This is a genomic window from Pseudomonas californiensis, from assembly GCF_021147775.1.
Taxonomy (GTDB): domain Bacteria; phylum Pseudomonadota; class Gammaproteobacteria; order Pseudomonadales; family Pseudomonadaceae; genus Aquipseudomonas; species Aquipseudomonas californiensis.
On sequence record NZ_JAGTPK010000011.1, the window covers coordinates 1 to 21,986 of the forward strand.

At 57.0% G+C, this 21,986-nt stretch carries 11 protein-coding genes and 3 pseudogenes; 7 read left to right on the forward strand and 7 right to left on the reverse strand.

What is annotated here, in order from left to right:
• Positions 1–80 (forward strand): annotated as a pseudogene (locus KDX37_RS12550) (IS5/IS1182 family transposase); the annotation flags it as partial.
• An 87-nt stretch (positions 81–167) separates the two neighbouring features.
• Here KDX37_RS12550 and KDX37_RS12555 read toward each other — a convergent pair.
• Together KDX37_RS12555 and KDX37_RS12560 are read right to left on the reverse strand one after the other, a co-directional pair.
• Positions 168–4,838, reverse strand: a pseudogene (locus KDX37_RS12555) (AAA domain-containing protein); the annotation flags it as partial.
• 199 nt (positions 4,839–5,037) lie between these two features.
• Positions 5,038–5,244 (reverse strand): hypothetical protein, encoded by a 207-nt coding sequence (locus KDX37_RS12560; RefSeq protein WP_231653032.1) that lies wholly within the window; start codon positions 5,242–5,244, stop codon positions 5,038–5,040.
• A gap of 85 nt (positions 5,245–5,329) precedes the next feature.
• On the opposite strand from KDX37_RS12560, the gene KDX37_RS12565 reads away from it, so the two are divergent.
• Positions 5,330–5,650 (forward strand): YceK/YidQ family lipoprotein, encoded by a 321-nt coding sequence (locus KDX37_RS12565; RefSeq protein WP_231653033.1) that lies wholly within the window; start codon positions 5,330–5,332, stop codon positions 5,648–5,650.
• 221 nt (positions 5,651–5,871) lie between these two features.
• Here KDX37_RS12565 and KDX37_RS12570 read toward each other — a convergent pair whose 3' ends face one another.
• Complete coding sequence (locus tag KDX37_RS12570) at positions 5,872–6,063, reverse strand: hypothetical protein (RefSeq protein ID WP_231653034.1); 192 nt, start codon at positions 6,061–6,063, stop codon at positions 5,872–5,874.
• Between the two features lie 172 nt (positions 6,064–6,235).
• On the opposite strand from KDX37_RS12570, the gene KDX37_RS12575 reads away from it, so the two are divergent.
• Together KDX37_RS12575 and KDX37_RS12580 are read left to right on the forward strand one after the other, a co-directional pair.
• The gene (locus tag KDX37_RS12575; RefSeq protein ID WP_231653035.1) at positions 6,236–6,532 is read left to right on the forward strand and encodes a hypothetical protein; all 297 of its coding nucleotides are present in this window, start codon (positions 6,236–6,238) and stop codon (positions 6,530–6,532) included.
• A 127-nt stretch (positions 6,533–6,659) separates the two neighbouring features.
• Positions 6,660–8,249: an ABC-F family ATPase gene (locus tag KDX37_RS12580; protein WP_231653036.1), complete on the forward strand. Its 1,590-nt coding sequence runs from the start codon at positions 6,660–6,662 to the stop codon at positions 8,247–8,249.
• A 63-nt stretch (positions 8,250–8,312) separates the two neighbouring features.
• Here the strand turns inward: KDX37_RS12580 and KDX37_RS12585 are convergent, their stop codons facing one another.
• Positions 8,313–9,446, reverse strand: coding sequence for a lactonase family protein (locus KDX37_RS12585; RefSeq protein WP_231653037.1), 1,134 nt, complete (start codon positions 9,444–9,446; stop codon positions 8,313–8,315).
• A gap of 188 nt (positions 9,447–9,634) precedes the next feature.
• Between KDX37_RS12585 and KDX37_RS12590 the strand changes: the two are divergent.
• Positions 9,635–10,838: pseudogene (locus KDX37_RS12590) on the forward strand (MFS transporter).
• A 256-nt stretch (positions 10,839–11,094) separates the two neighbouring features.
• Complete coding sequence (locus KDX37_RS12595) at positions 11,095–13,752, forward strand: autotransporter family protein (protein ID WP_231653038.1); 2,658 nt, start codon at positions 11,095–11,097, stop codon at positions 13,750–13,752.
• A 63-nt stretch (positions 13,753–13,815) separates the two neighbouring features.
• Here KDX37_RS12595 and glgB read toward each other — a convergent pair whose 3' ends face one another.
• Genes glgB through KDX37_RS12610 form a run of 3 tightly spaced genes read right to left on the reverse strand, consistent with a single transcriptional unit; the run spans position 13,816 to position 21,409 of the window.
• Positions 13,816–16,047: a 1,4-alpha-glucan branching protein GlgB gene (gene glgB, locus KDX37_RS12600; protein WP_231653039.1), complete on the reverse strand. Its 2,232-nt coding sequence runs from the start codon at positions 16,045–16,047 to the stop codon at positions 13,816–13,818.
• Entirely contained in the window at positions 16,044–19,370 is a 3,327-nt protein-coding gene (gene treS, locus KDX37_RS12605; protein WP_231653040.1) for a maltose alpha-D-glucosyltransferase, read from the reverse strand. The genes glgB and treS overlap by 4 nt, the downstream gene beginning before the upstream one ends.
• A 17-nt stretch (positions 19,371–19,387) precedes the next feature.
• Entirely contained in the window at positions 19,388–21,409 is a 2,022-nt protein-coding gene (locus KDX37_RS12610; protein ID WP_231653041.1) for an alpha-1,4-glucan--maltose-1-phosphate maltosyltransferase, read from the reverse strand.
• Between the two features lie 377 nt (positions 21,410–21,786).
• Here KDX37_RS12610 and KDX37_RS12615 point away from each other — a divergent pair, with 377 nt between their 5' ends.
• Positions 21,787–21,957, forward strand: a complete 171-nt coding sequence (locus KDX37_RS12615; protein ID WP_231653042.1) for a hypothetical protein — start codon at positions 21,787–21,789, stop codon at positions 21,955–21,957.
• The last annotated feature ends 29 nt before the right edge of the window (positions 21,958–21,986 follow it).

Below are 21,986 nucleotides of genomic sequence, written 5' to 3' on the forward strand. Positions count from 1 at the left end.
CTTCTCGATTCGACAAACTCAAGAGAAACTATGAAAGCGTCATAGCAATGGCCTGCGCTTTTCTGTGGCTGCCAATGTGAAACGGGAACAGACCCTAGCTTGCGGAACTCCTCCGACCAGTTTTTCTCGGCAAACCTCTTTCTCACCAGTTTTCTCTGGTCGAGATACATACAGATGACGCCGATCGGAGGCTCTTGCGACTCTGCCATCTCCTTGGCCATGCCCGCGCAAAATTCAGTGTCCTCTGCGATTTCTTCCAGCAGCCGGATGATCGCATCCGCTTCAACATTGTTGGACAAGCTCAGAGTGCCGCTGTCATAGGCTTTTTTGCCTAACTCGCTGGTGTCGACCCAAGTGACCACATGGGACAGACACTCAGGCACTTTTTGCGAAAAATAGGCAGGGCTGGGTCGATAGCCGTTCTCAAGGTCGATGTCATAGAAAATCTCGTTAACCAGATCGCCAATGGCTGGGAGCATTCGATACTGGGTATTGAGCGTCGCCCGGGTGGCACGCCCATATGGGGATTGGAAGACTCGCTCGAAGTCGCTGCGCATGACCTGCTGGAATTCGGCTGACCCGCTGGTAACGCCCAGGGAACGGCCAATAGCTGCCTTATGTTCTTCCTCATACGTAGGGCGCAGTTGGTTGTGGTCGCCGACCAATAGAACCCGAGAGCCCACCTGCATGGCGATCGCCAATTCACTCGGCGCCGATCGAGCAGCTTCGTCGATGATGACCCAGTCGAAGTGGGTTTCCGCAAGCTTGAGATGTTGTAGCCCAATACCCACGCAGGTGCCGCAAACCAATGTCCTAGACCGCATCAGAAACTCATCATAATTGGCCCTGTTGCTCGACAGACGCTCAACGTACTCCTGAGAAAGTTGGATCAGGTCAAGGCAGTGTTTAAATTCCGGAGGCCGTACTCCATGAACGGTTTGGACATGGTCATAGATGCGCTCCAGCAATTCTTGGGGTGTGCTTTCGCCCTCAACCAGCTCGCCAAGAAACAAGCTGGCATTCAGATTCAGCTCGCCCACCAGAGAGGACTTCAGCGCTTGCAACGCCTTTTGATCTGCTCCGTTTCCTTGTGCATGCTGAATTTCCTCGTCCAGCTTTTTCAACGACCGAACCAAGTTGAACACTCGCTGATTCACATCCACCATCGTCTGGACAAAAGCTTTGCCCAAACCCAGCGACGACGCCATGGAACCCACGCGTTCCTTAAGTTCAGCGCTAAACCCATTTCTCTGGCGGTCGACGATATTGCGAGAATAAACGTCCAGTAGCTCCTCAGAGACAACCTGGTCACGGTTACTAAAGCGCACAACGTTCAGATCGGTGTCCAGTCGACGGCAGTGCGCGCGGATCCGTTCTGCTGCAGTATTCACAGCTTCATGAGACTGGCTGACAAGGAGGATATTTCGCACCCCGACCTTGCTTATCAGATAATGGATGAAGGCCGCAATGAACTCCGTCTTACCTGTACCCGGAGGTCCCTGCAAAAGACCCACTGGGCCTGTGGTGATAAGCTGCGTAAATGCGGCGCGCTGGGCCTCATTCAGTCCGATGACCGTGCCACTAGCAGTGGTGCGTTCGTACACTGCAAAGTCCGCATCGGTAGGCTCTTCAGCATACCCCCTTGGTGCCAGTTTGCATTTCTCGTCGAAGTAATCCATCAAATCTGGCAACACTGACTGCCGGTTCAGAATCCGCTCCATCGCACCACGACGACGTGTCATTGATGTCTTGTTCTGCTGGCTTTGTAGGAACAATTGGGAGTCAGCCTGTACGCGTTTCGAACGACTGGAGGCAAGGACGTAGACTGCATCACGCATGCTCATGCCCAGGTTGATCTCACCGATATCTATATCCTTCTCCCCGTCCCTGAGGATCAGTCGGATGTTGTCTCCCGCTTCAAAACCCTCAAGGGCCTTCGCATCCATGGCGTAGGGAATCAAAAGTCCTACGCCGTCCTTGTGGAAGTGTGGTTCTTCGGAAACACGGAAAGAAGGCTGGGCCTCAAGCTCAGTGGAGGTGATGGTTTTCCATATCTGACTGACAGGGAAACTGCGCACTTTCACAGTTTCTAGCTGCGCCTCATCTATGGCCAGTCCGTTGTCCTCGTCCTCACAGGTAATCGAGTCCGCAACGCTTTCACCGTCCTCAATCGCCGCTTGCTTACGCACTTCAGCGTCATGCACCTGCGCGGCGAGATTTAAAAACGCCTCGTCTTTGGCCAGAAGCTTGGTCAGCTCATAGACATTCACGCTGGTACCGCCCGAAATGCTGAACCGCGCCTCTATGTGGTGGTTTGCCTGACGCGCCAGATAGGCGGGAACCCGCATCTCCTGATGGGCCTTGAACGCATTTACAAACTGCTTGGAATCAGGATTGAACTCGGTCAGTAACTGCCCGCCGACACCCGCGAACGTCACCTCCAAGGCTTTGGTGGGGGCTCTTTGGTCGGGTTTAACGACAACAAATACTTTCCCGTTGTCAGGTAGGATCTCAAATGAATCGCCACTTCTGTTTCTTAGGACGACAGAGATGGTTTCAATGGTTTTTGCAGGCGTGAAAGCAGCTTCCAGAGCATCCTTGAAACGCTCCAAGGAAAGAAAGCCGGATTCAGTATCCATCTCGTGCGCGACGGCCGCCCTCAGGGCGGGAATGTCCTTTTGCGACGGCACATCCCAGTCCATGTCCAGGAGCTCAAACACCATTCTCATCACAGCAAAATTGTCTCGTTCTGCTGGGGTGCAGTTTTCCAATACGGGACTGTAGCGGGTGTTGACCGGTGACGCGCCTGAAGCCGAGAAATCCGGACAGTCGAGCAGGTAGATCTGGGTATTTTCGGGAGCCGAACCGACATTGACTTTGACGTTGTGTGGATGCAGATCGCCGTGGCTCAATTGCTGGCCATGCAACCCGTCGATTGCCTCGATTAGCCCATGGGCGACGACGATACGGGTCTCAACCGACAACTCCTTCAGCTCATCCCAGTGCTCACCCTCGATATGCTCCTGAGCCAGGAATGGGTTACCGCTGCGATCGTACCCAAAGTGTTCAATTTTTGGCAGAAAGGCGAAACCGCTGCCTTTCAGCTGTTCCAGGACCTCAAAGAAAGCCATCAACATCGGTCCTTGGCCGTCCTTGGGATCCCGGGCATTGATCGACGGCCACGATTTCACGACCAGGGCGCCGGATCGATAAATCAATTTCTCTGCTGTGTCGGCGATAGGGTCATCGTCTTCCCGGTAAGCGGAACTCAACCGTAGATCGGTAGAGAAAACGTCCAGCCTCCGGTTATCAAATTCAAAACTGGCAGAGTTGTCCGGTGTAGACTCGCTCAATGCCTGCTGAAATGCACCGGCATGATCGAACCGCTCCTTTGGATCATTCTGCAATGCTTGCACGAGGACGTTTGCAGGCCACTCTTCTGATGACTTAACCTGAGCTTGAATACTTGCAACGTAGGCGACATCAAGCTTCAGAGGCATTGGCCGGGCCTGAAGCAGATGCCAACCCATCAGCCCGAGCGCGAAGACATCACGACAAAATGGCGTACTGCCTTCCATCGCATTGTCTTGGTCTTCAGGAAGCGCGATAGCGCCGATGCTCAGCAGGGTACGCAAATCGCCGAGAGTACCTACAGGCCGGTAATAGGCACTGATGAAATTGGAAAGAGCGATCGATGACGATGGAGAGAACCACACGCTGTGGTCACCCAGATCACGGTGAGCAATGTTGAATCCATGTAGCCCGGCAAATTGGGCCAGTAGGATTTTGAAAAGCTGGACGCGCTCAAGCGCAGTCATCCGCTCCACAAAGCGGTTGATGAACTCGTTTAGGCGGTAATGCCCGTCCGGCATTTCAAGCAATTCGGCATATTGCTCGGTGACACTATCGGGGCTGGCATTACGCTTAGGGCGAGCACAGCGATTCATCAATTCCTGATCGCGCAGACGGAGGTAGACCATGACATCCCTCTCGCGCGACAGGATTCGGTACCGTCCTTCAGCCGTTCGAGCACGGGTGTCATCTAGCTTCGAAAAGTCCCAGAGCCGGACCATCGCACGGTCATCCTTGTTATGGATATTGACCGCGTCGTACTCTCGGTAGACTTCTGTGGGGTGTGTGAACACTGCTTGAGACTGCGCACGGTAGTCATCGACAACAAGCTCTTTGGGCTTGACCGTACCTTCATTGATGATGCCATCGAAGAAGCCGAAATGCTCGTTCAAGCCGATATTCGAGCGCGCGTTGAATCGGTCTTTAAACCGCTTAGGGTCAGCCATTTCCAGAAAGTCGTCCAGCAGCATGACATGCTGCATTTCGACGTCAGGAAGATTCAGGGTGCACTTACCTGTGAGCACAATGCAGAAGTCGATCCAGGGCTCTTTCCCATTAGGCAGCCGAGACTTTAGGCCCTTGATTCGTTTCCTCAGCTCAAAGGTTTTCCGACGGGTTTTGTCTACCGGCGAGACTTCTGTTTCCTTCCCGTCTTGGTGCCATTTACCGCCGTGGTTGGTGATCTCGCCGCGCCAGTGCTTAAGCTCGACAACAAGAATGAGGCTATGGGTGACAATAACAAGATCGAACTCCCCATCTGAGCCCCGCGAGTTCGCAAAACGAAAGCCTGCGTAGCCGCGCCAAGGCCATACGCCATGGCCTGCCTCAGGTTTCTTCAATTGTTTCAGGACGTCAAACGACTTCCCTTTCGTGGAGCCTGATCCCAGTTCCGAAGGAAGCTCTTTGGGCCCAAATGCTTTAGCTATCTTGTCGATAGCATCGATCTCAAAAGAAAGGAGACCTCCTTCCCAATAGCGTACGTCCATGTGATCCCCGAAACGTTTTTATAGTGGAGTCAATCTGCCACACGTTAAAGTAAATAATGGCGTATTGAAATCTAAGATCGGATGACTTGGCGATTTAGGATCCGTTTTTTTGAGATGCGCCCTACTCACTGTTTTCGCTTTCTAGGACTCACTTGACTCAACCCGCGCTCAAAGCTCGGCGTCTTGCCGATGACAACGACTATCCAGTCAGCGCCGACACAGCACACCACCGGCAGATTTCCCGAAAAATACGAGTCGACGCCAAGCCGCTGATGAATCCTTCAGGGACCATGATCAGGCTATGCACCGGATCGTTGAAGATCATGGACTGCCGCCTCTCCACTTCCCAGCGGCTGATGTAGCGAATGTCCGGCCGCACATCAAATTTGCCGACCGGTGTCGTCATACTTTTCTCCTCGGGTAAAAAACCGCTGCTCGTCGGGTTATCCAAATGCAGGTTAAAATTCGTTAAACAACAAGGAGATATTTCCATGAGGTTATTGATCACAGGCTGTGCCGTTGCGTTGCTGTCGGGCTGCGGCACTGTTAAAACACTGAGTGATGCACCTGGCGCTGCGGACGACCTGGCGCGCTGGCAATCGAACTGCAATACGATTCCTCGAGCCTACAGCGGAGCGTCTTATCAGTTCTGTAACTTGAACAGCCCTCAAAGATCCGGGTCCCACTGGAGCGCACCAACGATCGGCCTGGACCTGATCGTCTCTGGAATCGCCGATACCATCGTTCTGCCATACACGGGCTACCAGCAGTACCAGAAAGGCGATATTAAGGTTCGCAAAAAACAGTACTAAGGTGAAGCCGCGGACCAAGCAGGCGCAAAAAAACCGCACATCGGCGGCCGTGGGTGTGGCTGGAATTTATAGTCGTTACGCGGGGAGTTCCAGCTTCGGGAGCTCCCTAATGAACTCGGCCACTGTTGGCTGCTCTCGCTTACCCGCCACACCAGAGCTAACTGCTCATAGACGTAGGCACAGACCAGTGAGCGCCAAACACGGAAAGCGATGCCATCCTTCTAGAACTTCGGTACCGCTGGTTCCTCTGCATAGCTCACGGCCGTGGCGATGCTGTCGTAGCGGGCTGCGATTGCTGCATCATTGAGCTTGCCCTGCACTGCCCGTTCGAACTCTGCCATGGTAGCAGCCTGAGCAGCAGCAACTTGAACTGCCAGGTCAGCATCGCGCGCTGCCTTCTCTGTTGTTGTCATGGCAACCTGCTTACGTGCTACCTGAACGACTTGCGCTCAAAGTCAATGGTTAGCACCTCTGCATCCAACTTCTTGTTGGTGCCAAGTTCGCCCTCAGTATCCTCCTCGGGTGTAGTGGCATTGCGCTGAGGAAGGTGGTGGAGCGGACGGAAAAACGGGCAGCGACCGAGTAGTGCTGCTGAACAGCAGAGCTCTCGCCGCGCTCAAGTTCGCCCGGGAATACGCGGAGCGTCGGAAAAATGGCAAGGGCCGAGTGCTTGAAACCCCGTTTATTTTCCCGCCATCCAGGAACGCCGATTACGTGAAACAGACCTCAGACCTGCACAAACAGTGGGTGCCGGCACTGACCGCCCTCAACATCCTCCGTCACCCACCATGTCACTGCGGCCTCAGCTATGCGACAATGCGCGCCAATGTCTGGCATGAATTCTCACATTCATATCCCGGCAACGCAGCCATGACAGTCTGACGTTGCTGACGACGTCTGCCCGCTGGATCAGCTCAAGCTCAGCCATTGCTGGCTGGAAAGCCCCAGACTGGTCCCACATGGGTCCCAGCCCAAATAAGCTCATCCCAAGTTATTGAAGGTAAGGTAATTGATCTCCACAGCTAACATCACGATGCAGTTCGGCGCCAAACCCTTGTTCGAGAATGTCTCGGTCAAGTTTGGTGCCGGTAACCGTTACGGCCTGATCGGCGCGAACGGCTGCGGTAAATCCACGTTCATGAAAATCCTCGGCGGCGATCTCGAGCCTTCGGGTGGTCAGGTGATGCTGGAGCCGAACGTGCGTCTGGGTAAGCTGCGCCAGGATCAGTTCGCCTACGAAGAGTTCACGGTGCTCGACACTGTGATCATGGGCCATGAAGAGCTATGGAAGGTCAAGGCAGAGCGCGACCGCATCTATTCGCTGCCGGAAATGAGCGAAGACGACGGCATGGCCGTCGCCGAGCTGGAAACCGAGTTCGCGGAAATGGACGGCTACACGGCCGAGTCTCGTGCCGGTGAGTTGCTGCTGGGCCTGGGTATCGGCATCGAGCAGCACAACGGGCCGATGAGCGAAGTGTCGCCGGGCTGGAAGCTGCGCGTTCTGCTGGCGCAGGCACTGTTTTCCGATCCTGAAGTGTTGTTGCTCGACGAGCCGACCAACCACCTGGACATCAACACCATTCGCTGGCTGGAAAACATCCTGACCCAGCGTAACAGCCTCATGATCATCATCTCTCACGACCGTCACTTCCTGAACAGCGTGTGCACGCACATGGCTGACCTGGATTACGGCGAGTTGCGCCTGTTCCCGGGCAACTACGATGAGTACATGACCGTAGCGACCCAGTCCCGCGAGCAGTTGCTGTCGGACAACGCCAAGAAGAAAGCGCAGATTTCCGAGCTGCAGTCTTTCGTCAGCCGTTTTTCGGCCAACGCCTCGAAAGCCAAGCAGGCAACGTCCCGCGCCAAGCAGATCGACAAGATCCAGCTGGCCGAAGTCAAGCCTTCAAGCCGCGTCAGCCCGTTCATTCGTTTCGAGCAGACCAAAAAGCTGCACCGCCAGGCTGTTATTGTCGAGCATATGGCCAAGGGCTTCGATGGCGTCCCGCTGTTCAAGGACTTCAGTTTCACCGTAGAAGCCGGCGAGCGCGTTGCGATCATCGGCCCGAACGGTATCGGCAAGACCACCCTGCTCCGTACGCTGGTCGACGAACTGCAACCGGATGCCGGTACAGTGAAGTGGACCGAATCAGCGGAAATCGGCTACTACGCTCAGGACCACGCTCACGATTTCGAAGACGACAGCACGCTGTTCGACTGGATGGGCCAGTGGACTCAAGGTGGAGAGCAACTGGTTCGTGGCACACTGGGCCGCATGCTGTTCTCCAACGACGATATCCTCAAGTCGGTGAAGGTGATTTCCGGTGGTGAGCAAGGCCGCATGCTGTTCGGCAAGCTGATTCTGCAAAAGCCCAACGTACTGGTAATGGATGAACCGACCAACCACTTGGACATGGAATCCATCGAAGCGCTGAACCTGGCGTTGGAAAACTACCCGGGCACACTGGTCTTTGTCAGCCACGACCGTGAGTTCGTATCCTCGCTGGCAACACGCATCATCGAGCTCAGCCCAAGCGGCGTGATCGACTTCAGCGGTACTTACGACGATTACCTGCGCAGTCAGGGCGTATCGATCTAAGCCCTGCTGGCAGTGCAGAAAACCCCGTCTTCGTGACGGGGTTTTCTGTTTGTACGCCCTGAGTTACTGACCGGGCTGCGTCAGCATCTCGATCCAGAGCGCACCTTTACCGGACGGAGCCTCACCAACCCGCTGCAGCGATCCGTTCGCTCCAATGGCGTAACTGCCGACCTTCTCGCTTTTTTCCCCGGTGACCAGCAACCAGCGGCCGTTTGGCGCCACCGCGATATTGCGCGGCTGCTTTTCCTGAACCGGGTAATTTTCAACAAAGGTCAGCTTGCCATTTGCAGGATCGGTCTTGAACACCGACACGCTGCTGGTGGTGCGCTCGCTCATGAACAGCCATTTGCCGTCGGGTGAGATGCGCACGTCCGCTGCCCAGATTCGTGGCGTCGGATCATCTTTCAGATCATTATTACGGGCGTCACGCACCTGACCTTGGGCCAGCTTCAAGCGCTCCGGAATCCCGTTGGCCTGACTCACCTGCTTCAACGCACCGGTTTTTTCATTAATGGAGAAAGCGGTCACGGTGCCGCTCATTTCGCCTACGACGTAGACGTAATGGCCGTCTGGCGAGAACGCGAGGTGTCGCGGGCCGGTGTTTTGCGGGACACTGACGAAGCCCTCACCGATAGGTACCAGCTTGCCGTCCTTGGGTTCAAGACGATATTGCAGGACACGATCAACCCCGAGGTTGCCAGCGTAAACAAAGCGATTGCTCGGGTCGGTGCGCACGGAATGGGCATGCATGCCGGTCTTGTAGATCTCGATGCTGTCGCTGGGCCGATGCTGTGCATCGATGGGCTGCACGCTGAGGAGATCGCCGCCATAAGACGCGCCGAACAGGAAACGTCCGCTGCGATCAGTGGACAGGTAAGCCAGGCTCTCGGCCAACGGTGCCTGGGACAGAGGCTTCAAGTGCCCGGTCACCGGCTCGATGCTGTAGCTGACAACCTGAAACGGTTTGACACGCAAAGCGGCGAACAGCGCTTTGCCATCAGGAGAAATCGCCATCGGGTTGACTTGATCACCCGCCTTGGTCTGCTCGACCAGGCTCAGTGCGCCGCTTTTATCATCCAATTGGTACTGGGAAATCATCCCATCACCAGGGCTGGAGATGTAGGCGAAGGTCGACGCGTGGACAGGCAAACCGGTAGAACAACCGACCGCAGCGGCCAGCAACAGGTATTTTCTCATGGAAGACCTTTTTTGTTATTGTGTTGTGATCAGTCATCCTATGACTATCGAACAGAGACGGCAACTGTCTCCGAGAATGCTTGGCCGGGTTGCCGGTTAAAAGTGATCAAAAAACGTTAGCGTGCTTTCATTAAATCCCGGTGCAAGCCATGATGGGGCACTCCCACCGCCTGCCAGCGAAGAGTCCAATGCCCGCCGCCTCACCTCAGCAACCTGCCGCGCAGCCGAGTTCGATGACGATCACGCTGCAAATCGTTTCCATCGTTTTCTACACGTTCGTCGCCTTCCTGTGCATCGGCTTGCCGATTGCTGTGCTGCCGGGCTATGTCCACGATCAGTTGGGTTTCAGCCCGCTGATTGCGGGATTGGCGATTGCGTCGCAGTATCTGGCGACCCTGATCAGTCGGCCATTTGCCGGACGAGCGACTGACACACTGGGCAGCAAGCGTTCGATTATTTTCGGCCTGTGGGGCATTTGTCAGCGGGGCCATGACGCTGGTTGCGACGTTGCTGGAGCCCTTTCCGGTAGCCAGCCTGTCGATACTGATCCTGGCACGCTTGTTTCTCGGCTTGTCCCAAGGGTTGATTGGCGTGGGTACGATCAGTTGGTGCATCGGCAAGGTCGGCGCTGAACACACAGCGCGCTCCATCTCATGGAACGGTATTGCCTCCTATGGTGCGATTGCCATTGGAGCACCGCTGGGCGTGGTAGTGATCGCAGCCGTCGGGTTCAACAGTCTCGGGATCGCTCTGATGGTGATGGCGGGCCTGTCGCTGGTGTTGATCCGTAACAAGCCTTCGGTGCCAATCATCGTCGGCGAGCGACTGCCCTACTGGTCAGTGTTTGGCAGAATCGCGCCTTATGGGCTGGGCCTGACACTGTCGTCCATTGGTTACGGCACCCTGACCACGTTCATTACGTTGTTCTATTTCAGCCGAGGCTGGGAAGGCGCTGCGTACTGCCTGACCATGTTCGGGGTGTGCTTCATCCTTGCCCGCCTGCTGTTCATCGGGGCAATCAACCGACTGGGAGGCTTCAATGCGGCGATCCTCTGCATGGCCGTGGAAACCTGTGGCCTGATCATGCTGTGGCTGGCGCCTGACACGAGTGTTGCGCTGGCCGGGGCTGGTCTGACCGGGCTTGGGTTGTCGCTGGTGTATCCGGCACTGGGCGTCGAAGCCATCAAGAACGTCCCCACCCCTAGCCGGGGCGCAGGCTTGAGTGCGTATGCCGTGTTCTTCGACCTGGCTCTGGCGATTGCCGGGCCCGTCATGGGCGCCATCGCGCTGGGACAGGGTTATGACTGGATATTCTTCTACGCGTCAGTGCTGTCGGTCTGCGCATTGGGATTGACACTCTGGCTGGCTCGTCGAGCCCGCCAACAGGCTTGAACCATTGCATTGCATGGTCGAGAAGAATAACAGTTTCTCCGCTAATTCCATAAGTTACACGGCGTTACTGAAAAACTGCCGGCTGTCGGTCATTTTCTTGACGTTTATCCTGTTCGCCTCTTGACTTGATCACACGGGCCTGTAACAGGCCGCACAGCGGTCGTCGCCAGAACTCACGCGACGTTACTTGCGTGGCAGTCGGGCACGTAGCAAACCTTTGGTTGCCTCCCTGACCGCGTATCAGGGAGAGCCATTCATGAGACTCCGCCACCTTCCTCTGAGCTTCAGCGGCAAAGCCTTGCCCGTCGCCCTGCTGGTGATTGCATATCCGCATGCCGACGGCGCCTGCAACCTCGTGCCCATTGCCACGGGGGGTGTTCAGATCTGTGACAGCGGGAACAGCGGTCCTCTGACAAACCTTGACGGCAACAACACGCTGGTCTTTCCCACAGCCGGAACAGGTTCCATCATTGGCAATGTTGTGTTCGGCGCTGGCAACGACAGGATTGAGATGAACTCAGGCAGCATGGTCGGCGATTTCAATCTGGGGTCAGGCTCCGACGCGTTCACGATCAGCGCTGGCACGATCACCGGCAACGTCAATCAGGGTTTCGAACCTGACGACTTCGTCATGCGCGGCGGCATGCTCAGCTCGCTGACGCAGGGTGACGGCCAGGACACTTTCCTCATGACCGGTGGCACGATCCTGAACGCGTTCGAAGACGGTGATCAGGCAAAGATGACCGGCGGAACCATTGGCCGAGTGGACATGAAGCTGGATAACAATGTGTTCGAATTGTCTGGCGGAACCATCATCAACAATCTGGTGGCCGGCTTCGGCCGGGACACGATCACTGTCACCGGCGGCAGCATTGGCGGCGCCGTCAGCGTCAGCGGAGGTAACGATCGGGTATCAATCAGCGCTGGCGAGATTCGCGGCGGGATACGCACCAGCTTCGGCAATGACAGCTTCGACTGGTCCAGTGGTGGGTATGTACGTTCGAGTATTTTGATGGCCGAAGGCGATGACACAGCGCACCTCTACAACCTCAACGAATACTATTTGAACGCCAACCCGCTTCTCGACGGCGGGCCCGGCAACGATGCCCTGACCCTCGACGCTACCCACTCCACAAGCCCAACGCGATACACGAACTGGGAGACACTCAACCTGCTTGACGGCTCGCGAATGGACTTGAATGGCAACCTGACCCTGGGCGACGTTATCAGTGGCACCGGCATGATGAATGTCGATTCCGCCAGCACGCTGACGTCTGCCTCAGGCAGTATCAGGCCCTTTGATCCGTCAGGACTTGCCAGGCTCAAAAACTCAGGCACGCTGGATTTGAGCGCAGGCGACGCCACTGACACGCTGACCATTCAGGGCAGCTACATCGGGGACAAGGGTCAACTGCTGGTGCAATCTGTACTGGGCGACGACGCATCACCGAGCGACAAGCTGGTGGTGTTGCAAGGCGTCATCGCCGGATCGACCTCGATCACGGTCGACAATGCGGGTGGAACAGGCGCTCTGACCCGGCTGAATGGCATTGAAGTGGTTCAAGCCAGTAATGGCGCAACCAGCACGCCGGCGGCCTTCAGATTGCAAAACTCCTTGTCGGCTGGTGCTTACCAATACTATCTGTTCAAAGGCGGCGCCACGGCAGGCAGCGAAAACAGCTGGTTTTTGAGATCGTCGGTGCTTTCACCGCCGTTCGCGGCTTTCGCGCAGCCTGAATCCCCCAACGAACCGGAGCTCCCAAAGCCACCAGAACCAGCACCAGCACCCGACCCGACGCCTGATCCCCTACCAACGCCCACACCTCCCGCTGGTCCAGCCCCGACGGTTCCAGTTCCAGTTCCGACTCCAGCGCCCCTGCAACCGGCAGCCACCCTGCCCGTTCCGGCACCCGATACGCCACCCCTGCCAGATCCAGTGCGAGGGGCTGCGCCCATTGCCATATACCGTCAGGAAGTCCCCAACTATTCGGTGATCGCGCCAACCGCCGCCATGCTGGCGCTTTCATCATTGGGCACGTTCCACGAGCGCCAGGGTGAACAGGGTCTGTTGCGCAATACGGGAATCACAACTGCAGGCTGGGCACGCCTGTCTGGCAGTGACATCAAGCAGCAGTGGTTGGGAACAGTGTCACCCAAACTGGACGCCTCGCTGGCGGGCTACCAGATCGGCCATGACCTGTTCGCCTGGCCAACCGACCGCGGGTCTATACAGCGAGTCGGCTTCTTTGTTGCGCATAACCGTTTGAAAGGCCGGGTCGAAGGATTTGCAGGCGGTTTTGAAAACAGCCCGACCGGACGACTGAACATGCAGGGGGATAGCGTGGGCGGTTATTGGACAGTGGTCAGCCAGCAAGGCAACTATGTGGATACCGTGGTCATGGTCACCGATCTGGACGGTCGCAGCCGTTCTGATCGAGGCATGAGTGTGGAGACCGAAGGCCACGTGCTCAGCCTGTCGATCGAGGCGGGTCGACCCTTCACGATCGGCACCGACTGGGTCGCCGAACCGCAGGTTCAATTGATCCATCAGCGCGTTGACATGGACGACCAGAATGATGGCGTTTCGACGCTTGCGTTTGACAGCCAGCCTTCGACCACGGGCAGGGTCGGCGTGCGTTTGAAGGGTGATTATCGGGCGATACAAGTGCCTGTCGAGCCCTTCGTGCGAGCCAATCTCTGGCGCACCATGGAAGGCTACGACACCGTGACATTTGATCATTCAGAACGGATCAGAACCCGGCAAAAAGCGACCACAGCCAACCTCGGCGCAGGGCTGGTGAGCAGATTGTCACAGGACATCAGCCTGTACCTGAGCGCTGACTACAAACAAAATCTGGATGACAACGACATGGACGAGGTCAGTGGCAACCTCGGTGTAAGAATGGAGTGGTAACGTCAGGGACTGCATCGGCGCTTTCAGGTCAGCAACCTGAAAGCGCCGATGCGAGGCCTAGGTTTATTCCTGCGCAGCCTTCGGCTTGAGGATAAGCACCGCCAGGGGCGGCAGGTTCAGGGTCAGCGACACTGGCATGCCGTGAGCCTTATCTTCTGCGGTATGCACGTCGCCACCGTTGCCCAGATTCGAGCCTGCATAAGTCTCGGCGTCGCTGTTGAGCAGCTCAGTCCAGGTCCCGGCGAAAGGTACACCGACCTGATAACCTTCCCGAGGGACCGGCGTCATGTTGGCAACCACCAGCAATGGCTCACCTTCTTTGCTCCAACGCAGATACGCATAGACGCTGTTGGCCTTGTCGTCACCGATCAGCCACTGGAAACCCATCGGTTCCGCGTCCCGCTCATGGAGAGCCTTTTCTTCGCGATAAATGCGATTGAGATCACTCACCAGCTTCTTGATACCGACATGGTCAGCGTACTGCAGCAGGTACCAGTCCAGTTGCTCGTCGTGGTTCCATTCGCGCCACTGACCGAACTCGCAGCCCATGAACAGCAGCTTCTTGCCTGGATGGGTCCACATAAAGGCCAGGTAGGCACGCAGGTTGGCGAACTTCTGCCAACGGTCCCCTGGCATCTTGTCGATCAACGAATGTTTGCCATGCACTACTTCGTCGTGGGATATCGGCAGGATGAAGCGCTCGGACCACGCGTACATCAGGCCGAAGCTCAGCTCACCGTGATGGTGCTCCCGATGGATCGGGTCCTGCTCCATGTAATGCAGCGAGTCATGCATCCAGCCCATGTTCCACTTGTAATTGAAGCCAAGACCGCCCTGCTGGGTGTCCTGACTGACGCCAGGCCAGGCGGTGGATTCTTCAGCAATGACCATTGTGCCGGGCGCTTCCAGAGCGACTACATCGTTCAGATGGCGCAGGAAGTCGATGGATTCGAGGTTCTCGCGACCGCCGAAACGGTTCGGTACCCACTCGCCGGCCTTGCGCGAGTAATCGCGATACAGCATGGAAGCCACGGCGTCCACGCGCAGACCGTCGATATGGTAGTGCTTGAGCCAGTGCAGCGCCGACGCAAGCATGAAGCCGTGCACTTCGGTGCGACCCAGGTTATAGATAAGCGTGTCCCAGTCCTGATGGAAGCCTTCCTTGGGGTCGGCATATTCATACAGCGCGGTGCCATCAAACTGCGCCAGGCCGTGGGTGTCGGTCGGGAAGTGCGCAGGCACCCAGTCGAGAATTACGCCGATTTCGGCTTCGTGGCAGGCGTCGACGAATGCCGCAAAGTCAGCAGGCGAGCCATAACGGGCCGTCGGCGCAAATTGTGCGAGCAACTGATAACCCCATGAGCCGCCGAACGGGTGCTCCATGATCGGCATCAGCTCGATGTGAGTGAAGCCCAGTTCCTTGACGTAGGGAATCAGACGATCAGCCAGTTCGCGCCAGTTGAACTGCCGCGATTTGCCCTCTTCGTCATAGTCCAGTTGCCATGAGCCCGCGTGCAGCTCATAGATCGATAACGGCGCAGCAACGCTGTGCCGCTCGCCACGCGACGCAAGCCAGGCGTCATCGTGCCATTCGAACTGCAAAGGTGCTGACACCCTGGATGCGGTATCAGGTGGCAACGTGGTCGCCAGCGCCATCGGGTCGCTTTTCAACGGCAGAATACCGTGAGCACCCAGGATTTCATACTTGTAGACTTCGCCCGGCTCCAGGCGCGGAACAAAAATCTCCCACACGCCAGACGGGTGACGCAAGCGCATCGGATGACGGCGGCCGTCCCAGTTATTGAAACCGCCGACCACCGAAACACGCCGGGCATTGGGCGCCCATACCGAGAAGCGCACACCCTGCACACCGTTGACGTTGATAACCTGGGCGCCGAGGCAGCTACTGAGGTCGCGGTGATTGCCTTCGGCGAACAGGTACAGATCCATTTCACCCAGCAACGGACCGTAGCTGTAGGGATCTTCTGTGATCTGCTCGCCACCGGCCCAGTTGATTTTCAACAGGTAGGGTTGCGGGTGCTCAAGATGCCCAACGAAAAAGCCGGGCACATCGCTCATCTGCATCTCACCCAGATCGTGATGGCCGTCCTGAGCGAGCAGGCGCGCACTCAGGGCGCCTGGCAGATAGGCGCGGACAAACTGTCCGCTGCCGCCGTCACCATGTGGGCCGAGGATTGAAAAAGGGTCACGATGTTCAGCACGGATCAACGCATCCATGTCCACTGCGGCAGGCAAGGCCTTGCGGTCTGCGCCGGTTTTGTCAGGTGCATTCATGTTGGCTCTCCATCAGACAGGTGCAGCAATCCACGTAAACCTTGCAAAGGCACGGCCAACCAGCTCGGGCGATTCTCGGCTTCATAGATTACTTCATAAGCGGTTTTTTCCAGAGTGAACAGCTCAAGTGCAGCGTCCTCCCCGTTTGTTTCTTTCCAGGCGTGAGCGATGTCGCCCGAGGTCGAACGATAGCCTTCAATGAACGCGTCGCGAGCCTGCGCAAGGTAAGTGTCCGCAACGCGCTTGCGCGCTGCCGCGGCCTCTTGCGAGGTATCCACGCTCTGCGCACTGCGCACCGCCATGGCGGCAGCGTAGTCGAAAGATCGCAACACACCGCCGACATCCTTGAACGGGCTGTGCTTGGCGCGTCGTTCATCCAGCGGCCTTGCAGGCTCACCCTCGAAGTCGATCAGGTATGCATCACCCTTGACCACCAGCACCTGGCCCAGATGCAGGTCACCGTGGACGCGGATGCGCAGGCCCCCGACCGAGCGCCTGGCCAGAGTCTCGACATGCTGCTGGATACGTTGACGATTGTTTGCCAACTCAGTGATTAGCTTCTGGTCATCGGCACCAAGGTCGGCCTTGCGCTGATCCAACAGCAAGAGCGCCTTCTCAAGCTGCCCGATAATGCTCTTCGCGGACGCTGCAGCATCGTCGCTGCTGGTTACTTCGACGGCAAAGTCCTGATTCTCTGTGGCTTCTGCAAGAATATGGTGCATCTCACCCAGACGAGCACCCAACTGGCGAGAAAAATCGGCCAGCTCAAGCAATGCGTTGTAGTGCTGCTCTTGCTCGGAGACACCGCGCGCCAGTTCGTCACGAACCGCACGCTCCAGATTGTTCTGCGTCCACTCCCAGGCATCGCCCTGATTGTTCAGATAACCCTGAGCGATCATCAACAAATGCGGCTGCCCATCGTCATTGACGCGCACCACCGAGCCCAGCAAGGGCGAGATGTTGCCGTACCCGGCATTGGTGAGGTACGCACCCATTTCGAGTTCCGGATGCGTACCGGCACTGACCTTGCGGATCATCTTCAGGACCAGGCCGCTGCCGACCACCACCGAGCTGTTGGACTGCTCAGCGGACAGATAACGCACCTCTGACTCGTTGTTCAACCCCAGCGGTGAAAGCTGCGCGGTCTGCTCGAAACGCAGTTCGCCGTCACCGCACGGGATTACATCCTGTGACTGCATGCCTTGAATGACTGAACGTATGAAGGTTTCCAGAGTGAAGGCATCCGTGATCAAGCCCACCTGTCGGCCGCGGCGTACGCGGGCCAGCGCCAATTGTTGTGGCAGCGCACTGTGGATTTCGTCCTCGGCCAGCAGACCGAACGGCAATTGATAGCGCTCGGTCTGACCGCCTGCGGTCACCTCGATTTCGTTGAGCAACACCGGGTTCGCAGGGTCGCCGAAGCGCACTGCGTAAGCGATATTGACGTGCTCGATCGGTTTGTCCTTGCCGGCAAACCAGCGGCGTTTTGGCAAATAGACAGCCAGTGAAGTTTTTTCCATGGTGCTGCGAAGCGGCTCGTCGAGCAACTCCTCCAGACGCTTCTTGAGCACCAGGGTCGGGAAGTCCGGCATGCTCTGCGCGGGTTCAACGTGCCAGCTGGGCATTTGATTCTCCGAAGCCAATAGAAACCAGTAAAAGCCGTAAGGCGGCAATGTGAGCAAGTAATTCAACTGCCCGATCGGCGGAAAGGCGCTACCGCCCAACATCTCGACGGGCACGGTACCGGCGTAAGCCGACAGCTCAAGTTCGGCCGCCTGCGCGGCGCTTGAAACGTTGGCGACGCAGAGCACAATCTCGCTACGCCCGTCGCTACCTGTGTACTCGCGCAGGTACGCCAAAATGCGCCGGTTGGAGGGTGACAGCATTTTCAGGGTGCCACGACCGAACGCCTTTTGCTGCTTGCGCACGGCAAGCATGCGACGGTTCCAGTTCAACAGCGAATGCGGGTCGCGCTCCTGACTCTCGACGTTGACCGACTGGAAGCCGTACATCGAGTCCATGATCGGCGGCAGTACCAGGCTTGCAGGATCAGCGCGCGAAAAACCGCCGTTGCGGTCAATCGACCACTGCATCGGGGTGCGCACCCCATCTCGGTCGCCGAGGTAGATGTTGTCGCCCATGCCGATCTCATCGCCGTAATACAGCGTCGGCGTGCCGGGCATCGACAGCAGCATGCTGTTGAGCAGTTCGACGCGACGGCGGTCACGCTCCACCAAGGGTGCCAGACGACGGCGGATACCCAGATTGATGCGTGCACGGCGGTCAGCGGCGTAATAATTCCACAGGTAGTCACGCTCACGGTCGGTGACCATTTCCAGCGTCAGTTCATCGTGGTTGCGCAGAAAAATCGCCCACTGGCAGTTTTCAGGGATTTCCGGGGTCTGGCGAAGAATGTCAGTGATGGGAAAGCGGTCTTCCTGAGCCAGCGCCATGTACATACGTGGCATCAGCGGGAAGTGGAACGCCATATGGCATTCGTCGCCATCCGGACCATGACTGTCGCCAAAATACAGCTGGGTATCTTCCGGCCATTGATTGGCCTCGGCCAGCAGCATGCGATCCGGATAATGAGCGTCGATTTCGGCGCGAATCCGCTTGAGTACCTGATGCGTTTCCGGCAGGTTTTCGTTGTTGGTGCCATCGCGTTCGATCAAATACGGGATTGCGTCAAGCCGCAACCCGTCAATGCCCATGTCCAACCAGAAGCGCATGACTTCCAACACCGCATTCATGACCTGCGGGTTGTCGAAGTTCAGATCCGGCTGGTGGGAGTAGAAGCGGTGCCAGAAATACTGACCGGCTACCGGATCCCAGGTCCAGTTGGACTTCTCGGTGTCGAGAAAGATGATCCGCGTGCCCTCGTACTTCTGATCGGTGTCCGACCAGACATAAAAATCACGCGCCTTGGAGCCGCGCTTGGCATTGCGCGCTTTCTGAAACCACGGATGCTGGTCGGAAGTGTGGTTGATAACCAGCTCGGTAATCACCCGCAGCCCGCGCTTGTGCGCCTGGGCAATAAATCGCTTGGCGTCGGCCATGGTCCCGTAGTCGCTGTGAACGTCACGGTATTCGGAAATATCGTAGCCATCGTCACGGCGCGGTGATGGATAGAACGGCAGCAGCCAGATCGTATTGACCCCAAGCTCAGCGATGTAATCGAGCTTTTCGATGAGACCGGCGAAGTCGCCAATCCCATCATTGTTGGCGTCATAAAACGACTTCACATGAACCTGATAGATCACCGCATCCTTGTACCAGAGCGGGTCTTTGATGAACGTCGCATCACCGGCCTTTTTTGCCATTACGGACTCCTTGCGGTTTATTGCGCGGCCTGGATACGCCAGATTCCAAAAGGCTGATGCGACGGATCGATGCGCATCCACTGGACCTTGCCGTACCAGGACCAGCGGTGTCCGGTCATCAGATCTTCACCCGTTGTCACCGCATCGTCGGGCAGGCCCATCTCCCACAGCGGCAGCTCGAAATGGGCTTCCTGCACGTTATGCGGATCGAGGTTGATTGCCACCAGCACGAAATTGCTGCCGTCGGGCGAGCGCTTGCCGAAGTACAGAATGTTGTCGTTCCACGCGGCGAACAGCTTCAGGCCAAGGTGGGTGTGCAACGCAGGGTTCTGTCTGCGGATGCGATTGAGCTGAGCGATTTCGGCAATGATGTTGCCTGGCGCGGTGAAGTCGCGAACACGGATCTGATACTTCTCCGAGTCCAGGTATTCTTCCTTGCCAGGAATCGGAGCTGCTTCACAGATCTCGAAGCCTGAATACATGCCCCACAGCCCGGACCCCATGGTCGCCAGAGCAGCGCGGATCAAGAACCCGGCACGTCCTGAATCATGCAGGAAGTGCGGGTTGATATCGGGTGTGTTGACGAAGAAGTTGGGGCGGTAACAATCACGCAGCGGTGCTTCGTTGAGCTGGGTGAAGTACTCCGACAGCTCAGCCTTGGTGTTACGCCAGGTGAAATAGGTATAACTCTGGCTGTAGCCGACCTTGCCCAACCGCGCCATCATGGCCGGCTTGGTAAACGCTTCGGCCAAAAACATGACTTCTGGGTGCTGACTGCGAACCTCACCGATCATCCACTGCCAGAACGGCAACGGTTTGGTGTGCGGATTATCAACGCGGAATATTTTCACCCCTTCCTTGACCCAGCCAAGCACGACGTCGCGCAACTCCAGCCACAGGCCGGGAATCGCATCCGGCGCGTAAAAATCGACGTTGACGATGTCCTGGTACTTCTTCGGCGGGTTCTCCGCGTAACGAATGGTGCCGTCCGGGCGCCACGAGAACCAGCCCGGATGCTGCTTGAGCCACGGGTGATCCTGCGAACACTGGATCGCGAAATCGAGGGCAATTTCCAGACCGTGTTCAGCCGCAGCAGCCACCAGATTACGGAAATCTTCGCGGCTACCCAGTCGCGGGTGAATGGCATCGTGTCCGCCATCCTCACTGCCGATCGCGTAAGGGCTGCCCGGGTCGTTCTCGCCTGCGGTCAGCGAATTATTGGGGCCTTTGCGGTGCGCACGACCAATCGGGTGAATGGGCGGGAAATACAGCACATCAAAGCCCATGTCCCGAATGATCGGCAAACGTGAGTGCACGTCGTTGAACGTACCGTGGCGCTCCGGATCATCAGTGATCGAACGAGGGAACAGTTCGTACCAACTGGCAAACTGGGCAAGCTCACGTTCGATATCCAGCGGGAATTCGACACTGCGGCTCAAGAACGCGTGATTGTCGACCTGCTTCATCAACGTTGCGGTTTCAGCATGCAGCAACAACTCAACCCTGGCGTCGTTATCCGCCTGTTGCAATTGTGCCAATACGCCTTCGATCTGATGACGCTGCTCACCCTGACTGCGCTCTATTGCATGCACGAGGTGAATGCGGCCCTCCTCCAGCTCAAGCTCAATGGCTACGCCTGCACCGAACTTCTTCTCAAGCTCGTAACGATAACTGCCGAACTGATCGATCCAGGCTTCGAGCCTGAAAACGTACTGGCTGACAGTGGTCGGGGTGAATTCACCGATCCAACTGTCATTACCCAGCTCACGCATCGGCGCGGTGTGCCAATGCTCCTCATCAGCCGCACGCCAGCGAATGCTGACCGCCATCTTGTCGTGCCCGTCGGCGTAGACCTTACTGGTGACAGTAACTGGCTGACCGACAATCCCCTTCGCAGCGAACAGCCCACCGTCGATTACCGGGGCGGTGTCTTCGATCACGATTCGTGGCAGTTGCAGAGCCTGGGTCAATGAGAGGGGACGGTTGCTGTGCGGGACATCGGAGGCCAGAGAATCCGGACCGTATGACTGTTCATTCATCGAGCATCACTCCTTCACGCCCCAGGGACGCTCCTGTGCATTCCATGCAATAGATAGAAAGTTCACAATACGGCAGCTGACGGTGCACAACGGCAAGACACGCCTGTTCCGGCTGCCTAGGTTCCGAGCAGCCAGCGTTACGAAAGTTCAAAGGTTTGTGAGACGACTCGTGAGACGCATCAGAGCATAGCGCAGGCTTTGGCATCTGAAATGCACGATGTCCATTGGGCCAGAAGCTGCCACGGCGATCAAACGACAGGCCGGAAGCTTCAGTTTGAAACAGCGAAAACGATGTCTCTGCGCCGATCAGTCAACTGCGTTGAATTATCGGCAAACCGTGAGAGTCGTAAAAAGGCCAACAACAAGGAGGCTGCCCCATGAATCTACCGACACCACCCGAGCCAGGCGATCCAAACATCGACAACCCGACACTGCCCGACCCTTTGCCGGAGCCCGCACCCACACCGGAACAAGAGCCGCCGAGCGAAATACCGCCAACACCTCCCGTCGGCGATCCGCCGCCCAATGAGCCGCCTGTCATCACCTGATATCACCTGACAAACGTTGCCGGAACGAT